Origin of the sequence: Streptomyces sp. NPDC014727 (assembly GCF_043083485.1) — a bacterium.
In the GTDB taxonomy this organism is placed as follows: Bacteria; Actinomycetota; Actinomycetes; order Streptomycetales; family Streptomycetaceae; genus Streptomyces.
Window position 1 is genome coordinate 27,341 of sequence record NZ_JBIBYR010000020.1, and the last position, 16,004, is coordinate 43,344.

The window sequence follows — 16,004 nt, forward strand, 5'->3', positions numbered from 1 at the left end:
CCATTGCACTAGTGCATAATCTCGTTTGTGCTAGGAGAGTATCGGATCGTCGGGCGGCGTGCATCGGAGATTGCCGCCAGTGTGGAGCTCGGGGTCGGTTCGGGTGGCCTCGCGCCTGGACAAGTGCTGCCACCCATGCGGGAGTTGGCGGATCATCTGGGGGTGAACCCCAATACGGTGGCGGCCGCCTACCGCACGCTCCGGGAGCGCGGGGTGATCGAGACGGCGGGGCGTCGGGGCAGCAGAGTCCGGCCGCGCCCCGCGAGCACGGCGCGCGGTTCGCTCCGGGTCGAGGCCCCGCCCGGAGTGCGGAATCTGGGTGAGGGGAATCCCGATCCGGCCCTGCTGCCCTCGTTGGGAGAGGCGTTCGCGGCGGTCACGGGCGAGTACGCGCAACAGCCCGGGATGTACGGGCAGGCGCCGGTGGACCCGGAGTTCGCCGCACTCGCGCGTGCCGCGCTGGACGCCGACGGGGTGCCGGCCGGCGCGGTGGTGGCGACCTCCGGATCGCTGGACGCGATCGAGCGGGTACTGGTCGCACATCTCAAACCGGGTGACGCGGTGGCCGTCGAGGACCCAGGGTGGGGCAGCTTGCTGGATCTCGTACCGGCGTTGGGGCTGCGTCCCGTGCCCGTGGCGCTCGACGACGAGGGACCGCTGCCCGATGCCGTCGAGCGCGCGCTGAACGCCGGTGCCCGCGCCCTCGTGGTCACGGACCGGGCGCAGAATCCGACCGGCGCCGCGATCACCGGCGGGCGTGCCTTCGAGCTGCGGGGCGTCCTCGCCGGGCACCGGGGCGTCCTCCTGATAGAGGACGACCACGGGCACGGCATCGTCGATCTGCCGCTGTACCCGCTGGCGGGTGCCACGGACCGGTGGGCGTTCGTGCGGTCCGTGGCCAAGGCGTACGGGCCGGATCTGCGGGTCGCCGTGCTGACCGGCGACCCGGTCACGGTCGACCGGGTCTCGGGCCGGCAGCTGCTCGGCCCCGGCTGGGTCAGCAGGCTGCTGCAACGAGCCGTGGCGTATTTGTGGACGTCGGACGCGGTCGACCCGGCAGAAGTGGCGCAGGCGTACGCGCGGCGGCGAGACGCACTCGTGCGGGCTTTGGGGGAGCGGGGAGTGGAGGCGCACGGCCGCAGTGGCATGAACGTGTGGGTGCCGGTCAGCGACGAGACCTGGGCCGTGGCGCGGCTGCTGCACGCGGGCTGGGCGGTGGCGCCCGGGGCGCGGTTCCGGATGGCCGCGCCCCAGGGGATCCGGCTCACCGTCTCGCCGCTCACCGCGGCCGACATCGGGCCACTGGCCGACGCGGTCGCGGGGGCGGCGGGGCCGGCGAAGCCGCTGAACTACGGCTGAGCCCCGGATCTGGACTTGGTGCTGTGCCCCCTGCTCTGGGTGAGAGCGGCACCGGCCAGGACCACGAGCGCGCCGACCGGAGTGTTCCAGTTCAGCTGCTCACCGAGCACGACGACGCCGGCCGTGGTGGCGATGACCGGGATGAAATAGGTGACCATCTGCGCGGTCGTCGGCCCGACCTCGGCCACCAGCCCGTACTGCACCAGCACCGCGAAGCCCGTGCCGAGCGCCCCCAGGGCGACCACGGCCAGGGTCGGGAGCAGCGGGAAGCCGCCGGGGACCGAGGTGAACACCGGGGTGACCAGAGCGATCTGCACCGTGCCGAGGAAGAGCTGGCCGCCTGTCAGGGAGAGTGTGGACGAATTGCTGTGCGCCAGCGTTCTGCGGACGTATATCCAGCCGATCGGATAGCTGAGGGAGGCGAGCAGGGCCATGGCCGTGCCGCTGAAGTCCAGCCCGGAGAAGCCCTGCCAGGCTCCCAGGACGGTGAGTACGCCGAGAAAGCCGAGCCCGAGTCCGGCTACCCGGCGACGGGTCGGCCGGTCCTCGGAGAGCGCGACGAGCGACAGTGCCATGCCCCAGAGGGGTGAGGTCGCATTGCAGATGCCGGCCAGCGTCGACGGGACGCTCAGCTCGGCGTAGGCGAAGAGCGAGAACGGCAGCGCGTTCAGGAGGAACGCGGCGACGGCCAGATGTCCCCAGGTCCGGGCGCCGCGCGGCAGCCGTTCCCGCCGTACTGCCATCGCGACGGCCAGCACCGCCGTGCCCGACAGCAGGCGGCCCAGCGTGACCTGGAACGGTGCGTATCCCTCGGTGCCGACCTTGATCAGAAGGAAGCTGAAGCCCCAGATGAGCGAGAGGGCCCCGAATCGGATCCGCCAGTCCAGCCTCGGGCGCGCGGTGGACACCGGGTCGGGGGGCGAATGTGGAGTGGTCGCCCCGCCCGGCAGGGTGGGGGCGGGAGGAGTGGTGGTCGATGGGGTGTTTCTCGATGTCGCGGGCGCGCTCATGGAGTCCACGATGACCAAGAGAATCAAGTAGGACAAGTGAGATTTTGTATGGCGATCCGCGTAGCATTGCTTACATGTTGAATCTGGAGCGCCTGCGCACCCTGGACGCCCTCGCGAGGCACGGTTCGGTCAGCGGAGCCGCCGAGGGGCTGCATGTCACCACTTCGGCGGTCTCCCAGCAGATGTCGAAGCTGGAGCGGGAGGTGGGTCAGCAACTCCTCGCCAAGAACGGTCGCGGGGTCCGGCTCACCGACGCCGGCCGGCTGCTCGCCGACCATGCCGCCCGGATCCTGTCCCAGGTCGAGCTCGCCCAGGCCGACATCGAGGCGCAGCGCGGTGAGGTGGTGGGCGAGATCCGGCTCTCCGCCTTTCCGACCGCGGCGCGCGGGCTCTTCCCCGCGGCGCTCGCCGCACTGCACGCCGACCACCCGGAACTGCGCGTGTTCACACGGGAACTGGAACCCGAGGACGGAATCCGTGCAGTCATCAGGGGCGACATCGACCTGGCAGTGGTGCTGGACTGGAGCAACAAGCGGTTGCCCGTCCCCGGCGGCCTGGCCGTGGCCGAGCTCCTGGACGACGCACCGGACATCGCGATGCCGGCCGGCCACCGACTCTCGGACCGCGCGGAGGTGGACCTGGAGGAATTCGCCGAAGACGACTGGGTGTCCTGGCCCGAAGGCGAGTTCTGCTACGACTGGCTGATGTTCACCCTGCGTTCCAAGGGCATCGAACCGCGCATCGCGCATCTGGCGGGCGAGCACCACACCCAACTCGCCCTGATCGCCGCCGGGCTGGGCGTTTGCGTGGCGCCCCGGCTGGGGCGCGGACCGGTGCCCGACGGGGTGCGGCTCGTCCCTGTACGGCAGAAGATGCGACGGCATGTCCACGCTGTGTGGCGTACCGACGCGGATCGGCGCCCGTCCGTCAGGGCGGCGGTGGCGGCGCTCCGGGCGGTCGGTCGGGAGATGGGCACGCCCTTGACATAGGCCGGGAGGGGTCTGCTCAGGCCGCGGACGGTCCTGACAGCTTGCGGAAGTCCCAGGACGTGATGGCCTCCGGAGTGAGTCGGAGCCAGGCGTGTCGGCCGTCGTGCGGCATGGTGTCCATCCCGAAGTACTTCGCCGCGAACAGCCTTTCCGGCGAGTCGAGTTCGGGGCACGAATCGCCGATGCGGGGCGCTTCGCCGACGGTGACGGCCCGGCCGGAGAGTTCTACGCCGCGCAGATCCGTGTACTCCACCCCGTCGTCCACGACCACCGCGACCCTCGGGTCCTCTCGCAGCTGGGACCAGCGCAGGCTGCGAGTGATCGAGTACAGCCAGAGCGAGGAGCCGTCCCAGGCGAACCACAGGGCACCGACGTGCGGGCGGCCGTCGGCGGACACGGTGGCGACGCGGCAGGTGCGCTGCTCGGCGAGATAGCTGTCGCGTTCGGTGTCCGTCATCATGATCCGACGGCCCCGTCGCTGAATGGCGGCCATGGGGCGCCCCTCCCAATAGCTGACTATGTGTCAGAAATCATGGGGCCTCTTCCGTCGCCACGCAATGGCGATTAGCCTCGCGCGCCCGATCCGCCGCCGAAAGGGGCTGCTGTGCCGTCGAAGGAACAACTCGCCGAGCAACTCGATCCGGCCACCACCGTGCTGTTGACGGTCGAATGCCAGCAAGGTGTGGTGGGCGCCGACAGCGCGCTGCCGGAACTTGCGGCCGAGGCCAGGTCCTCCGGGGCGCTCCATCGTGTCGCCCGGCTGGTCGCGGCCGCCCACGAGGCCGGGGTCCAGGTACTGCACGCGGTGGCCGAACGCCGCCCCGACGGGCGCGGCGCCAACCACAACGCCCGCCTCTTCCGGGTTGCCGGACGGTTGCCCGTACAGCAGCACTCGGGTACCACGGCCGTGCGGATCGCCGAGCCCATCGAGGTGGCGGACGAGGACCTCGTCGTGCGCAGGCTCCACGGCCTCTCGCCCATCGCGGGTACGGATGTGGACGCGCTGCTGCGCAACCTCGGTTGCCGGACGCTCGTCGTCACCGGAGTCTCGGCCAATGTCGCCGTCCCCAACGCCGTGTTCGACGCGGTGAACCTCGGATACACGGCGGTGGTGCCGTCCGATGCCATCGCGGGAGTGCCGGCCGACTACACGCCCGCGGTGATCCGCAACACCCTGTCCCTCGTCGCCACCGTCACGACCACCGAGGATGTGCTCGGCTGCTGGCGGAGCCGGGGGAGAACTAGGGCGCGAGCGTGATCGAGCCGTCCTTCACCGTGATCGATTTGGCGGGCAGGGGCCTACTGGCCGGACCTGCCGCCACGTCGCCCGTCGAAAGGTCGAACTTGCTGCCGTGACAAGGGCAGTTGATGGTGCCGTCCGACACGCTCGACACCGCACAGCCCTGGTGGGTGCACTTCGACGAGAAGGCCTTGAACTCGCCGGTCTCAGGCTGTGTCACCACGACATCCCGGTCGGCGAAGATCTTCCCGCCGCCCTCCGGGATGTCGGCGGTCCTCGCCAGTGCGCCGCCGCCGTCCGTTCCGTCATCGGCCGGCTTGACGGTACCCGAACCGCCGGAGTCCTTCTGGCTGCCGCACGCGGTGAGTACGGCAGCCACCGAGGCGGCTCCGGCTGCTGCGACCACGGCCCTACGCCCGGGACGGATCTCCTGGTCCTGTGAAGCGCTCATGCCGGCTTCCCTTCCGTGATGTTCATGACGTCGATCTGCACGATGCCGGAGTTCCCGACTTCGGCACTCATGACTCATTTGTTCATGATTGCGGTCTTCACGCCTTCTGTGCTCGACCGGAGTGCGCGCGTCGACTTCCCCGCATACCCGTCCGAGGGACTTCTTGAGGAAGTCCCTCTCCAGCAGCAGCAGATTGTTCGCCGTCTCCTCCCGGGTGACCGGGTGGGCTGCCTCGGAGCCCGTGGTTCTCCGGAATTGCCTCCGGGTGGCCGAGGAACCGTTCCTCCCAATGGGTGTCGTGGAGCCGTCGGCCGGTCGGTGCGCCACCGGCCACTGCCGCTTGGAACACTCCCGATGACGCGGCACAGCGGCCGTCGCGAGATACCCGTCGAACGACCGGCTGCGTATCGCGACCCGCGTCGGGTCCAGGGCGGGAGGCCGGGCGACGACTGCCCGCGGCGCGTCGATCCGGTCCTCCGGCACGGCCGTCAGTCATACCCCGTAGGCCGACTTCTTCGAGGCCTCTTTCTCCACGCCACGGAGTGCCGCGACCAGACGGAGTGCCGAGACCATGGGGGCGTTCACCGGCCCGGGGCGACGACGGCCCGGCTCGGCGGAGACGATGCGTCGCGGGTGATTGTCAGAGGCGTCTGCGAGGCTGAGACGCATGAGGCCGAGCAACCTGAACGATCTTGAGCAGGCCATTCGCGGTGCCTGGGGCGCGGACACCACGACACCCGAGCACCGACCGAACTGGACAGTGGACAACCCGGCGCGCGACCAGTGCGGTGTCACTGCCCTGGTGGTGCACGATCTGTTGGGCGGGGTGCTGATCCGTGGCGAGGTCCATGTCAACGGTGAGCGAGTGGACTACCACTGGTGGAACCGTCTGGGCATGGGGATAGAAGTCGACCTCACGCGCGAGCAGTTCGGCCCCGACGAGATGGTCGTCGGCGGCGACGTGATCGAACGGCCGGCGCAGATCGTGCGGCTCCGTGAGGAGTACGAGCTGCTCCGCGGCCGGGTCCTGGCAGTGCTGCGTTCCCCTGGGACGCCGTGGCGCGCATCGCCTCGGCTACCGGCGGACGACCGCAATGTCGATGGGCAGCGGCCCGCCCTCCATCGAGGGAAGGCCGAAAGATCCTCGACCGCGGGGAAGTAGTGGCTGATGAGGCCTGGTCGAACACCGAGTTGCTCGCCGATCCGGCGCAGCGTGATGCCCTCCAGGCTTTCGGTCAGTGCAATGGCGGCAGCCGCGTCGACGATCTCCATACGTCGGTCCGACGGCAGCCGGACGCGTCGAGACCCATGGCACGACACCCTCCCCGTACGACAACGTCAGCCCTCAAGACCACCACCAGGTCTTGAGGGCCGACGCCACGTCAGGAACCGTATTGACCAACTGCGTCCGTCGGTGACCGACCCGACTTCTTCAGCCGGCAGGCGGTCAGATGCGGTCGGCTGCGATCAGGAGGTACTGGAAGGAGTCGTCCTTGTAGGAGTTGATGAACGCTTCTTCAATGCCTGTCACCAGCGAGGACGTGGCCCGCAGCTCCCAGTAGGGCAGGGTTGCGGGCGTGAGGTCGATGACGGCCTGCGGTACGAGGCGATTGTCCGCCATGGCGCGCAGGTACTCCCGGCGGGAGTGGATGTTGCACTCGAAGTGGGCGTTGATCTGAGAGACCCACTTCGAGGGCTGACCGTAACGCGGGTTCCAGCAGCCGGTGATGGTCACGTAGCGGCCGCCGACCGCGAGGATGCGGGAGTGCTCGGCAAAGAGGTCGTGCAGGTCGACGTACATGCTCGACTCGTTGTTCCACGAGGCCGCGGCCTGCCCGGTCTCGAAGGGCATACCGAGCATGTTGCACACGCGGGCGTGGACGTGGTCCTCGATGCCGAGTTCGCGGGCGCGCTGGTTGGCGAAGTCGGCCTGCTTGGCCGACAGTGTGACGCCCTCGGCCCTGCACCCGAAGCGCTGGTGGGCCATGACCATCGAGCCGCCGCGGCCGCAGCCGGCGTCCACGACCAGGTCGTCGCGCCCAATCGGGCCGAGGTGGTCGAGGAGGAGCTCGGCCTGCGCGGACTCCAGGCGATGGAGTTCGGTGATCAGCTTCTTCTCGTGTTCGCTGTCGTCGGCGTCGCCGAGGGCGGCGTGGTCGACGTCGCCGATGCCGTAGTGGTGGTGGTAAAGGCCGTCGACATCGCCGAGACGGAGGTTCACGGGCCTGGCCTCACCGTCCCAGTAGCGGGCGATGTCCCCCTGGTACGGCGTCGCCGGGGAGGGGATGAACACGGGGGTGGTGGTGGAGGTGGCGACGGTGGTGAGCTCGTTACGGGTCACAGATAAATCCATTCTTCTTACCAGAAATCGGGCAGGCTGTAGCGATAGGTATTGGTCTGGTGCCAGTAGTGGTTGCCGTCGACCCAGACGGCCACGCCCCGGAGGAAGCGCTGCACGCCCGGGACGGGGCAGGCGGCGGCCAGGGCTGCGGCCTCGGCCTCGAAGTCGTGCATGAGGCCGTTGTGGACCTCGACCGCCTTCAGGTAGGCCTCACGGTCGGAGACGCCCTCACGTTCGGCGATCACCACGGGCAGGTTCAGGTGCCGGCCGGGGGAGGCGAGCTCCTTGGTGTACGAGTAGAGGTCGTTCACGATGGTGGTGGCGTTGCCCGCGAGCGCGATGACCCGCTGCATGGCGGGTTGAGCGTGCAGGTCAGCCGGCAGTTCGTAGCCGCCGACGGTGTCGGTGATGGTGGGGCAGGGGCGAAAGTTGTTGAACTGGCGCATCGCCAGGTACTCCCACACCTCGGGGACGTGGTCCGCCTGGGCCCACGCGGCCTCGGCGAGGTACCCCATGTGCAGACGGGCCATGTCGTGCCGGAACCGGTCGGCCTGGGAGGGGCCGGCCAGCTGGAGGAAGTACTCCATGGCGGAGCGGTAGGCGCGTCGAGGCGCGTCCGAATGGAGCGACTTTGCCCACTGCGGCTGGTACTCCTTCGTCGTGTGCAGGGGGTCGAGGGCGGTGTGAGCCAGCAGGAGGCGTTCACCGAGGCCGACGGGGGAGCCGCCGTGGTCCTCGCAGTAGCAGTCGTCCACCGCGTTCTCGGCGACCATCAGGCGCGTGGCGAGCATCAGATGGTCGACGGTGGGAGCGTCCGGATGGCAGGCGACCATGTACCGTCCCACGGAGAAACCGTCGAACTGGTCCTCCCAGTCCTCGGGGTACAGATCGACCTCGTCCAGCGCCCAGGCCTTGATCCTGCGGCTGACCTCCTCCACTCGTCCGGGGTGGGGCTCCGGTACCGGGTGGTGATAGAGGCCCGGGATCGGGTTGCCCTCCACCGGAGCCGTCGGTGGCTCCGGCGGCGTCGACGGATCTTCGCGACGGGCGAGGTGCAGACTCGCAGTACCCAGGCCACTGGGACCACGAAGGATCCGTTCAAGGTCGGGGTTCGGTGTCCGCACCTCGGCGGCAGGGGCATCGGCAGGAGACGGAGTCGGCAGGGAAGGCAGAACGGGTCGGTCGCCGGTAGCGGCCCCGAGGTCGCAGGCACGGGCGGCGTTGGCGAGAACGTACGTCCCGAAGTGGGAAGCGGACGCGGGCAGACTCGACTGCGCGGGGGAAGGCTCAGGGGCGGGCATCCATGGCTCCTTGGTGGGATGGGCGGCTGCCCCGGATCCAGGCATGCTCGGCCGGCCCGGACGGTCCGGACGGTCGTAGCCGCCGGGCAGGGCGGATCGTCTAGTCGTGCTTGCGGGCGATCTGCACGTTCTCCAACACACCGAGCGCGTCCGGCACGAGGACGGCGGCGGAGTAGTAGGTGGTGACGAGGTAGGAGATGATCGACCGTTCGTCGATGCCCATGAAGCGCACCGACAGGCCCGGTTCGTACTCCTCGGGCAGACCGGTCTGGTGCAGACCGATGACGCCTTGGTTGTCCTCGCCGGTACGCATGACAAGGATCGAGCTGGTGTTCTCCTTGGTGATGGGGATCTTGTTGCAGGGCAGGATCGGCACCCCGCGCCAGGCCGGGACCTGTTGCCCGCCGAGGTCGACGTGGTCCGGGTAGAGCCCGCGGGAGTTGAACTCACGCCCGATCGCGGCGATCGTCCTGGGATGGGCGAGGAAGAGCTTGGAACCGCGGCGGCGGCAGAGCAGCTCGTCGAGGTCGTCCGGGGTGGGCGGGCCGGAGTGGGTCTGGATGCGCTGTTTGAAGTCGGCGTTGTGGAGCAGGCCGAACTCCCGGTTGTTGATCAGCTCGTGCTCCTGGCGCTCGCGCAACGCCTCGATGGTCAGCCGGAGTTGCTCCTCGGTCTGGTTCATCGGCCCGTTGTAGAGGTCGGCGACCCTCGTGTGGACCCGCAGAATGGTCTGCGCGACGGAGAGCTCGTACTCGCGCGGCTTCAGTTCGTAGTCGACGAACGCGCCGGGCAGTTCGGGCTCGCCGGTGTGGTCGGCCGACATGGCGATCTCGGCCTCGCCGTGACGGTTCTGCCGCTGGAGGGGCAGTGAGCTGAACTGCTGGATATGGGCCTGGAGGCTCGGTGCTGTGGACAGCACGGCGGCGAAGTCGCCGCGGGACAGGGTGAGCAGGGTGCCGGCGGTATCGGCGGTGGCCGTGTAGTCCCACCGGGCGTCCGCGTCCAGCAGGGCGTTCTCACCGAACCGGTCGCCGTCGGCGAGTACGGCGACGGCGACCTCGTCGCCGTACTTGCCGACGGAGGTCTGGCTGATGCGGCCGTGGGCGATCAGGTGGATCTGCTCGGCGGGCGTACCGCGCTCGACCAGTGTTTCGCCGGCGCGGAAGTCGCGCTGGACGCATCGGCCGGCGATCGCCGTCAGCACCTCCACGTCCTCGAAGCCGCGCAGCAAGGCCAGTTCGCCGAGCTCGCGGGGGATCACCCGGACGTCGGCACCGTCCTGAACGAACTCCACGCGGCCGTCGCCGACGGTGTAGCTCAGCCGACGGTTCACGCGGTAGGCGCCACCCTTGGCCTCCACCCAGGGGAGCGTCCGCAGCAGCCAGCGTGAGGTGATCTCCTGCATCTGCGGGGCGGACTTGGTCGTGGTGGCGAGATTGCGGGCAGCCGCCGTGCTCAGGCTGGACTGCGGCGTCTCCAGCGGTGCTTCCGGGCTGGTGTCAACAGACATCGGGCGGGCTCTCCTTCGTAAGGGCTGTGGTCGGCGTGCGTGCGCGTCACCGGGAAAGAGGAAAAGTGGGGGCAAACATCTGGGAATCCGTCCAGATCCCGGGAAACAGTAAAGGCCGGTGCACCCAATCGGGCCTGAGAAGCCGTTGACATTAGCTCGATGCGATGATCTTGCCCGCCGCGAGGTTTGTCCGGCTGGTCGGCGGTGCTCCGACATGGTCGGCAGCGCGTGCGATGCGCGCCGCTGCCCTCCATGGCAGTTCACCCGCCCACCGGCCGAGCACGGCACCGGGCCGTCGACCGGGCAGGCACGTCGAGATCGCCGCGGTCGGGATCGAGCGCGTCATGGGCCGCGGCGATCCGCTCAGTTCTTACAAGCGCCGGAATAAGGGGACGGGCGGCTTCTCGCCCCAGTGGCCGACCGCATACTTCGCGAGGGCGCTGTCACGTTGTTGAGTGTGTGAGTGCCTGACGGCGTGTCGGTGTCGGCCCGATTGTTCAGGCCCTTGGGGGAACGGTGCTCGACGCAGGGCGTGAGCTCGCGGTGGGCCGCGCCGTAGGAGCGGAGCTTGTCGGTGACGATCACCAGGGCCCTCGAAATTCATGGGCACATCCAGGTCCACCTGATCTGCGACAGCTATGGCACCCACAAGACGCCGGTCATCAAGGCATGGCTGGCCGGACACCTCCGATTCCACCTGCACTTCACGCCCACCGGTTCGTCCTGGATGAACCAGGTAGAGAGTGGTTCGGCTTCCTCGCCGATCAGAAGATCCGCCGCGGCTCCCACGAAAGCGTGCGTTCCCTGGAAGCCGACATCCGTGCGTGGGTCAAGGAGTGGAACGAAAATCCAACACCGTTCATCTGGACCCAGACCGCTGAGGAAATCTCGCACCTACCCGAGGCGGCTGCGCACGGTGTGGGCCCGTTCCTCGGATGGTCGGGAGAGCGCCCGCGGGCGGCCGCGCCTCGTGACGGTTGCCCTGGAGCGGTGTACGGGACGACGCTGGAGGAGACACAGCCCGCGGCTCGGGGACCTCGACCTCAGGCTGTGCGTACGGAGACTACGGAGAGGCGCCGACTGTGGACGGTCGGGAACCCATGGGGAGGCAGCCTGGCGCGAGTGGCCACTGGGCCGTGCCCCACACCGCGGACATGCAAGTGGAGGCGTGGTCGCCGACAGTCGCGGGCTGTATGGGCGAGGCTGTGCGCGCGGTGGTGGAGGGTTTCGCCGACACGTCCGGGGCCGCAGTCGTCGGAGACCGCGAATTTGCGATTACGGCGGCATCCGATGAGGATCTGCTGGTGTCCGTCCTGGAGCAGGTCGTCTACCGGATGGATGCCGGCGGCGAGATCCCGCTCGATGTTGACGTGGGGGAGATCCGGTCGGTGGGGGACGGCCGGGGCCTGTCGGTCCGCTTCCGAATGGCCGACACCGCCACCGTTGTCCCGGTCGGTGCGGTGCCGAAGGCCGTTTCGCTGCACGACCTGCAACTGCGGTGCGGCCCGGGCGGCTGGACCTGCCGGGTGACCCTCGATGTCTGAGGGGGCGGGGAAGGGACAGGACGATGGCGTTCACGGTGGCCCTGGCAGGCGACACCATGCTCGGGCGCAATGTTGCCAAAGAACTGCGCCGCTCGCCGGTGCCGGAGACGCCGGTCTCCACGGGGGTCAGGAAGGCGCTCGCGGTGGCCGATCGGTTCGTGCTCGATCTGGAGTGCTGTGTCTCCGACCGCGGGCACCGCTGGCCCGACCCGCGAAAGGCCTTCTTCTTCCGCGCGTCCTCCGTCGCCGCGACGGTGCCGGCAGAACTGGGGGTGAACTGTGTGACGCTCGCCAACAACCACGCCCTGGACCATGGGTTCGATGCCATGGCCGACACCCGACCCCTGCTGGTCAGGGCGCACCTGGTTCCCACCCGGGTGAGGGCGGGGACGCTGACCTGGACTCCTGCCACACCCGCCAGGCGCGCGGCGAGGAGCGGGAGTGGATCCGTGACCGGCTCGCCACCGCCTGCGCCGAGTTCGGAACTGCCGTCACCGACCGGAAGGGATGGCTGACGGTCGACTGGAGGTGAGGGACGTGGAGATCGCACTGCTGGAGAGCAGCTCGTACCGCTTCCGGATCGAGCAGCGGGAGCCGATGCGCGTCCCCGGGGTCGTGTTCGCCTCGCGGGCGCTGTTGCCGCAGGCGGCGGGGGACAAGGCGCTGGAGCAGGTGGCGAACGTGGCGACACTGCCCGGCATCGTCCGCGCCTCCTTCGCCATGCCCGACGTCCACTGGGGCTACGGCTTCCCCATCGGCGGGGTCGCCGCCACCGACATCTCCCACGGCGGGGTCATCTCGCCCGGCGGCGTGGGGTTCGACATCTCCTGCGGCGTACGGTTGCTGGCCGCCGGCATCGACCGCGAGGCGCTCGACCACGACCGGACTCGGCGGCTGATGGACATCCTCGACAGGACCATCCCGCGCGGTATGGGGCGCGGCGGACTGTGGAAGTTGTCCGGCCCCGGGGAGATGGACGAGCTGCTGGTCGGCGGCGCTCGGTACGCGGTCGAGCACGGCCACGGTGTGCCGCGTGACCTCACGCGCTGCGAGGACTACGGCGTCCTGGACGGTGCGACCCCGGGACAGGTGAGCGCGCGCGCCGTCGAACGCGGCCTCCACCAGGTGGGAAGCCTCGGCTCGGGCAACCACTTCCTGGAGGTCCAGGCGGTGGACCAGGTCTACGACCAGGCCACCGCAACGGCCTTCGGGCTGCGGGTGGGCCAGGTGTGCGTCATGATCCACTGCGGCTCGCGGGGCCTGGGGCACCAGGTGTGCACCGACCACGTCCGCGTGATGGACCAGGAACTGCACCGGCACCGTATTCAGGTCCCGGACCGGCAGCTGGCCTGCACGCCGGTTGACTCGCCGCGGGGCCGTGCCTACCTCGGGGCGATGGCGGCGGCCGCCAACTACGGCCGGGCCAACCGCCAGTTGCTGTCGGAAGCCACCCGTCATGCCTTCGCGGCCGCTGCGGGAGTCGGTCTGGAGCTGGTCTACGACATCTCGCACAACACCGCCAAACTCGAGACGCACGAAGTGGACGGAGTGGCACGTCCCCTGTGCGTCCACCGCAAGGGCGCGACACGGGCGCTGCCGCCCGGCGACCCGAGCCTGCCCGAGGACCTCGTCCGGGCGGGCCAGCCGGTACTGGTGCCCGGGACGATGGGCACCGCCTCGTACGTGATGGTCGGCCTGCCCGGAAACGACGCCTTCCACTCAGCCTGCCACGGCGCCGGCCGGGTCTGGAGCCGCCACCACGCGCTGCGCATGGTACGTGGGGAGCAGCTTCGCGGCGAGCTGGAGGCCCGGGGCATCGCCGTGCGGCCCTCCTCATGGCGTGGTCTCGCTGAGGAGGCGCCGGAGGCGTACAAGGACGTCGACGCGGTCGCCGCAGTCACCGAGGGTGCCGGGCTCGCCCGGCTGGTTGCCCGTCTGGTGCCGCTGGGAGTAGTCAAGGGATGAGTCGGCGCGAAGCGGTATCGCCCACCGGGGTCGTCGCACAGGGCCAGTAGTGCTTGGTCAGGTGCGTAGCGGGGTGGATATGTCGCAGTGGCACGTGGGGCAGACACGCCGGTCCGGATCGCGAGGAGGGTCCGTAGCTCGCGGACGACTCGGTAGAGGCTCAGGCCGCCGCCGCGTCTTTTGGGGCACGGGCCAGTCGTTGCAGGGTGCAGAAGGCGTGGGCGACGGAGACGAGCGTGACGTGGTGGTGCCGTCCGTTCCAGGTCCGGCCCTCGAAGTGGGCCAGGCCCAGGGCCTGTTTCATCGCGCGGTAGTCGTGCTCGATGCGCCACCGGAGTTTGGCGATCCGGACCAGCGTGGTCAGCGGAGTGTCGGCGGGAAGGTCGGACAGCCAGAACTGGACCGGCTCGCTCTCGTCGGCCGACCACTCTGCCGGCAGCCAGCACACGGGCAGTTCCGGGCCGTCGGTGGCCTGCCGGACCTCGTGTCCGGTGGGCCGGATCCGCAAGGCCACGAAGCGGGAGTACATCCGCTTGCGGCCGGAGCAGTCAGTGCCGGGCCGGGAGCCCTCCCGCCACTGGGCCGGCCGTGCGGCTTTGCGGCCCGCCGCGATGACCGACTCCTTCACCGACCGGGCAGGAGTGGGTACTTCAGCGTCGACGGCCGTCCGGTCCCGGAGTACGGCTCGCACCTCGGCACCGCGAGCGGCCCGAAGGGAGTCAAGCCCTGGCAGTGGGCTGCAGCTCCAAAGGGCGTTTCCACGTGCTGCGACACACCTATGCCTCGATCCTGTTGGAGGCAGGCGAGTCTGTCGTCACCCTGGCCCAGCGGTTGGGGGTACTCATCGCCGATTCCGCTCGGTTACTGCGCGCACCTCATGCCGGAGGCCGGGAAGCGGGGCCGGGCTGTGATCGACGGTTTCCTCGGAAAGCGGGTCGCGGGCCAGAACTCCCCGGATCCTCCCCAGGGCTGATCCGGGTGTTTCCCCAGGCTGTACGGCCCTGACCTCGGTCCGTGGATCTCCAGGGATCTGAGCCGTATAGCCTGGGAAAATGCTCACCGAAGTCACAGCGACCCGCTACGTCACGCCCTTGCGGGAGGGTGGATCGTTGCCAGGAATCGTCGAGGCCGACGACCTCGGCACCTATGTCATGAAATTCACCGGCGCCGGACAGGGGCGCAAGACCCTGGTCGCGGAGGTCATCTGCGGACAGCTCGGCCGCCGGCTCGGTCTCCGCGTCCCCGATCTCGTGCAGATCCAGCTCGACCCGGTCATCGGGCTCGCCGAGCCCGACCAGGAGGTGCAGGAACTCCTGAAGGCCAGCGGTGGGCTCAACCTGGGGATGGACTTCCTGCCGGGATCGATCGGCTTCGACTCGCTCGCTTACCAGGTGGACTCCCGGGAAGCCGGACGGGTCGTCTGGTTCGACGCCCTGATCAACAACGTGGACCGTTCCTGGCGCAATCCGAACATGTTGATCTGGCACGGCGACCTGTGGCTCATCGATCACGGTGCCACCATGATCTGGCATCACAACTGGCCCGGAGCCCAGACCTCAGCCGCCAAGCCGTACAACGCCTCGGACCACGCGCTCGCCCCCTTCGCCCCCGATGTCGCGGCGGCCGCCGCCGAGCTCGCTCCGCTGGTCACGGAGGAACTGCTCACCGAGGTCACGGCCGACGTCCCCGACGAATGGCTGGTGGACGAGCCCGGCTTCGATTCCACGGACGAGCTGCGCCGCGCCTACGTGGAGGCGCTGCTGCCGCGCGCCGCGACCATCCATGAGCGGATCACGATGGAGGCCCCCACCGAACCCAAGCCCTCCCAGGCCCCCGGCTGGCTCACCGAGCACCTCACCCCGTGGCCGCACCCCACCAAGAAGAACGACAAGGGCGGCCAGCGGTGAGTGAGCGCGATGTCTTCGAGTACGCGCTGCTGCGCGTGGTGCCGCGGGTGCAGCGTGGCGAGTTCTTCAACGCGGGCGTGGTCGTCTACTGCCGCGCGCGGGGGTTCGTCGCCGCCCGCACCCATCTCGACGAGGCCAAGCTGAAGGCGCTGGACCCGAACGCCGACGTGGTCGGTGTACGGGCAGCCCTGCATGCGGTGGAGGGAGTCTGCCGCGGTGGTACGGACGCGGGCCAGGCGGCCCGTGACGATGCCGGCCGCCGCTTCCGCTGGCTGATCGCGCCGCGCTCCACCGTCATCCAGCCGAGCCCCGTGCACAGCGGCCTCACGAACGACCCGGAGGCCGAGGTCACGCGGCTGCTCGACCTGCTCGTCCGCTGATCCTCCT

General features: G+C 69.4%; 15 protein-coding genes and 4 pseudogenes. 10 read left to right on the forward strand and 9 right to left on the reverse strand.

Translation table 11 applies throughout. From position 1 onward, the window contains the following. Positions 1 to 27 precede the first annotated feature (27 nt). A complete protein-coding gene (locus ACF1B9_RS27040; RefSeq protein ID WP_391745064.1) occupies positions 28 to 1,359 on the forward strand; it encodes an aminotransferase class I/II-fold pyridoxal phosphate-dependent enzyme in 1,332 nt (443 codons plus the stop codon). On the opposite strand, the gene ACF1B9_RS27045 is transcribed toward ACF1B9_RS27040, so the two are convergent. Continuing rightward, positions 1,350 to 2,369 (reverse strand): DMT family transporter, encoded by a 1,020-nt coding sequence (locus ACF1B9_RS27045; RefSeq protein ID WP_391745063.1) that lies wholly within the window; start codon positions 2,367 to 2,369, stop codon positions 1,350 to 1,352. The two genes, ACF1B9_RS27040 and ACF1B9_RS27045, sit on opposite strands and share 10 nt — an antisense overlap. Positions 2,370 to 2,443: 74 nt before the next feature. Between ACF1B9_RS27045 and ACF1B9_RS27050 the strand changes: the two genes are divergently transcribed. After that, a complete protein-coding gene (locus tag ACF1B9_RS27050) occupies positions 2,444 to 3,358 on the forward strand; it encodes a LysR family transcriptional regulator (protein WP_391745062.1) in 915 nt (304 codons plus the stop codon). A gap of 16 nt (positions 3,359 to 3,374) precedes the next feature. On the opposite strand, the gene ACF1B9_RS27055 is transcribed toward ACF1B9_RS27050, so the two are convergent. Continuing rightward, complete coding sequence (locus ACF1B9_RS27055; RefSeq protein ID WP_391745061.1) at positions 3,375 to 3,851, reverse strand: pyridoxamine 5'-phosphate oxidase family protein; 477 nt, start codon at positions 3,849 to 3,851, stop codon at positions 3,375 to 3,377. A 111-nt stretch (positions 3,852 to 3,962) separates the two neighbouring features. Between ACF1B9_RS27055 and ACF1B9_RS27060 the strand changes: the two genes are divergently transcribed. Further along, positions 3,963 to 4,616: a cysteine hydrolase gene (locus tag ACF1B9_RS27060; protein WP_391745060.1), complete on the forward strand. Its 654-nt coding sequence runs from the start codon at positions 3,963 to 3,965 to the stop codon at positions 4,614 to 4,616. Here ACF1B9_RS27060 and ACF1B9_RS27065 read toward each other — a convergent pair. Continuing rightward, on the reverse strand, positions 4,600 to 5,049 hold the full coding sequence (locus ACF1B9_RS27065; protein ID WP_391745058.1) for a Rieske (2Fe-2S) protein: 450 nt from the start codon (positions 5,047 to 5,049) through the stop codon (positions 4,600 to 4,602). The two genes, ACF1B9_RS27060 and ACF1B9_RS27065, sit on opposite strands and share 17 nt — an antisense overlap. A 667-nt stretch (positions 5,050 to 5,716) precedes the next feature. Here ACF1B9_RS27065 and ACF1B9_RS27070 point away from each other — a divergent pair. Beyond that, entirely contained in the window at positions 5,717 to 6,211 is a 495-nt protein-coding gene (locus ACF1B9_RS27070) for a hypothetical protein (RefSeq protein ID WP_391745057.1), read from the forward strand. A 35-nt stretch (positions 6,212 to 6,246) separates the two neighbouring features. Here ACF1B9_RS27070 and ACF1B9_RS27075 read toward each other — a convergent pair. The 5 genes and pseudogenes from ACF1B9_RS27075 to ACF1B9_RS27095 form a co-directional block, all read right to left on the reverse strand. Continuing rightward, a pseudogene (locus ACF1B9_RS27075) lies at positions 6,247 to 6,321 on the reverse strand (TetR family transcriptional regulator); the annotation flags it as partial. Positions 6,322 to 6,496: 175 nt separating this feature from the next. Further along, positions 6,497 to 7,402: a geranyl diphosphate 2-C-methyltransferase gene (locus ACF1B9_RS27080; RefSeq protein WP_391745055.1), complete on the reverse strand. Its 906-nt coding sequence runs from the start codon at positions 7,400 to 7,402 to the stop codon at positions 6,497 to 6,499. A gap of 5 nt (positions 7,403 to 7,407) precedes the next feature. Beyond that, entirely contained in the window at positions 7,408 to 8,736 is a 1,329-nt protein-coding gene (locus tag ACF1B9_RS27085) for a family 2 encapsulin nanocompartment cargo protein terpene cyclase (RefSeq protein WP_391745053.1), read from the reverse strand. Between the two features lie 55 nt (positions 8,737 to 8,791). Continuing rightward, complete coding sequence (locus ACF1B9_RS27090; RefSeq protein WP_391745052.1) at positions 8,792 to 10,201, reverse strand: family 2B encapsulin nanocompartment shell protein; 1,410 nt, start codon at positions 10,199 to 10,201, stop codon at positions 8,792 to 8,794. Positions 10,202 to 10,684: 483 nt separating this feature from the next. Continuing rightward, positions 10,685 to 10,783 (reverse strand): annotated as a pseudogene (locus ACF1B9_RS27095) (IS6 family transposase); the annotation flags it as partial. Positions 10,784 to 10,814: 31 nt separating this feature from the next. Here ACF1B9_RS27095 and ACF1B9_RS27100 point away from each other — a divergent pair. From ACF1B9_RS27100 to ACF1B9_RS27115, 4 genes and pseudogenes are all read left to right on the forward strand, one after another. Next, positions 10,815 to 10,952, forward strand: a pseudogene (locus ACF1B9_RS27100) (transposase); the annotation flags it as partial. 349 nt (positions 10,953 to 11,301) lie between these two features. Further along, positions 11,302 to 11,745 (forward strand): archease, encoded by a 444-nt coding sequence (locus tag ACF1B9_RS27105; RefSeq protein ID WP_391745051.1) that lies wholly within the window; start codon positions 11,302 to 11,304, stop codon positions 11,743 to 11,745. A gap of 23 nt (positions 11,746 to 11,768) precedes the next feature. Continuing rightward, positions 11,769 to 12,260: a CapA family protein gene (locus tag ACF1B9_RS27110; protein WP_391745050.1), complete on the forward strand. Its 492-nt coding sequence runs from the start codon at positions 11,769 to 11,771 to the stop codon at positions 12,258 to 12,260. A 22-nt stretch (positions 12,261 to 12,282) separates the two neighbouring features. Then, positions 12,283 to 13,710 carry an RtcB family protein gene (locus ACF1B9_RS27115; RefSeq protein ID WP_391745049.1) on the forward strand — a complete coding sequence of 476 codons (1,428 nt, stop codon included), beginning with the start codon at positions 12,283 to 12,285 and terminating at the stop codon, positions 13,708 to 13,710. 160 nt (positions 13,711 to 13,870) lie between these two features. Here the strand turns inward: ACF1B9_RS27115 and ACF1B9_RS27120 are convergent. After that, a pseudogene (locus ACF1B9_RS27120) lies at positions 13,871 to 14,412 on the reverse strand (transposase); the annotation flags it as partial. Between the two features lie 350 nt (positions 14,413 to 14,762). Between ACF1B9_RS27120 and ACF1B9_RS27125 the strand changes: the two are divergent. Both ACF1B9_RS27125 and ACF1B9_RS27130 read left to right on the forward strand, forming a co-directional pair. After that, the gene (locus tag ACF1B9_RS27125) at positions 14,763 to 15,617 is read left to right on the forward strand and encodes a HipA family kinase (RefSeq protein ID WP_391745048.1); all 855 of its coding nucleotides are present in this window, start codon (positions 14,763 to 14,765) and stop codon (positions 15,615 to 15,617) included. Continuing rightward, positions 15,614 to 15,997, forward strand: a complete 384-nt coding sequence (locus tag ACF1B9_RS27130; protein WP_391745047.1) for a DUF3037 domain-containing protein — start codon at positions 15,614 to 15,616, stop codon at positions 15,995 to 15,997. The genes ACF1B9_RS27125 and ACF1B9_RS27130 overlap by 4 nt, the downstream gene beginning before the upstream one ends. Positions 15,998 to 16,004 lie beyond the last annotated feature (7 nt).

What these genes read in the sequence shown, in the direction of transcription:
- ACF1B9_RS27085 (WP_391745053.1), bottom strand. Translation starts at nt 8,736, where the DNA reads ATGCCTGGATCCGGGGCAGCCGCCCATCCCACCAAGGAGCCATGGATG.
- ACF1B9_RS27090 (WP_391745052.1), bottom strand. Translation starts at nt 10,201, where the DNA reads ATGTCTGTTGACACCAGCCCGGAAGCACCGCTGGAGACGCCGCAGTCC.
- ACF1B9_RS27050 (WP_391745062.1), top strand. Translation starts at nt 2,444, where the DNA reads ATGTTGAATCTGGAGCGCCTGCGCACCCTGGACGCCCTCGCGAGGCAC.
- ACF1B9_RS27080 (WP_391745055.1), bottom strand. Translation starts at nt 7,402, where the DNA reads ATGGATTTATCTGTGACCCGTAACGAGCTCACCACCGTCGCCACCTCC.
- ACF1B9_RS27065 (WP_391745058.1), bottom strand. Translation starts at nt 5,049, where the DNA reads ATGAGCGCTTCACAGGACCAGGAGATCCGTCCCGGGCGTAGGGCCGTG.
- ACF1B9_RS27070 (WP_391745057.1), top strand. Translation starts at nt 5,717, where the DNA reads ATGAGGCCGAGCAACCTGAACGATCTTGAGCAGGCCATTCGCGGTGCC.
- ACF1B9_RS27105 (WP_391745051.1), top strand. Translation starts at nt 11,302, where the DNA reads ATGGGGAGGCAGCCTGGCGCGAGTGGCCACTGGGCCGTGCCCCACACC.
- ACF1B9_RS27125 (WP_391745048.1), top strand. Translation starts at nt 14,763, where the DNA reads ATGCTCACCGAAGTCACAGCGACCCGCTACGTCACGCCCTTGCGGGAG.
- ACF1B9_RS27045 (WP_391745063.1), bottom strand. Translation starts at nt 2,369, where the DNA reads ATGAGCGCGCCCGCGACATCGAGAAACACCCCATCGACCACCACTCCT.
- ACF1B9_RS27110 (WP_391745050.1), top strand. Translation starts at nt 11,769, where the DNA reads ATGGCGTTCACGGTGGCCCTGGCAGGCGACACCATGCTCGGGCGCAAT.
- ACF1B9_RS27055 (WP_391745061.1), bottom strand. Translation starts at nt 3,851, where the DNA reads ATGGCCGCCATTCAGCGACGGGGCCGTCGGATCATGATGACGGACACC.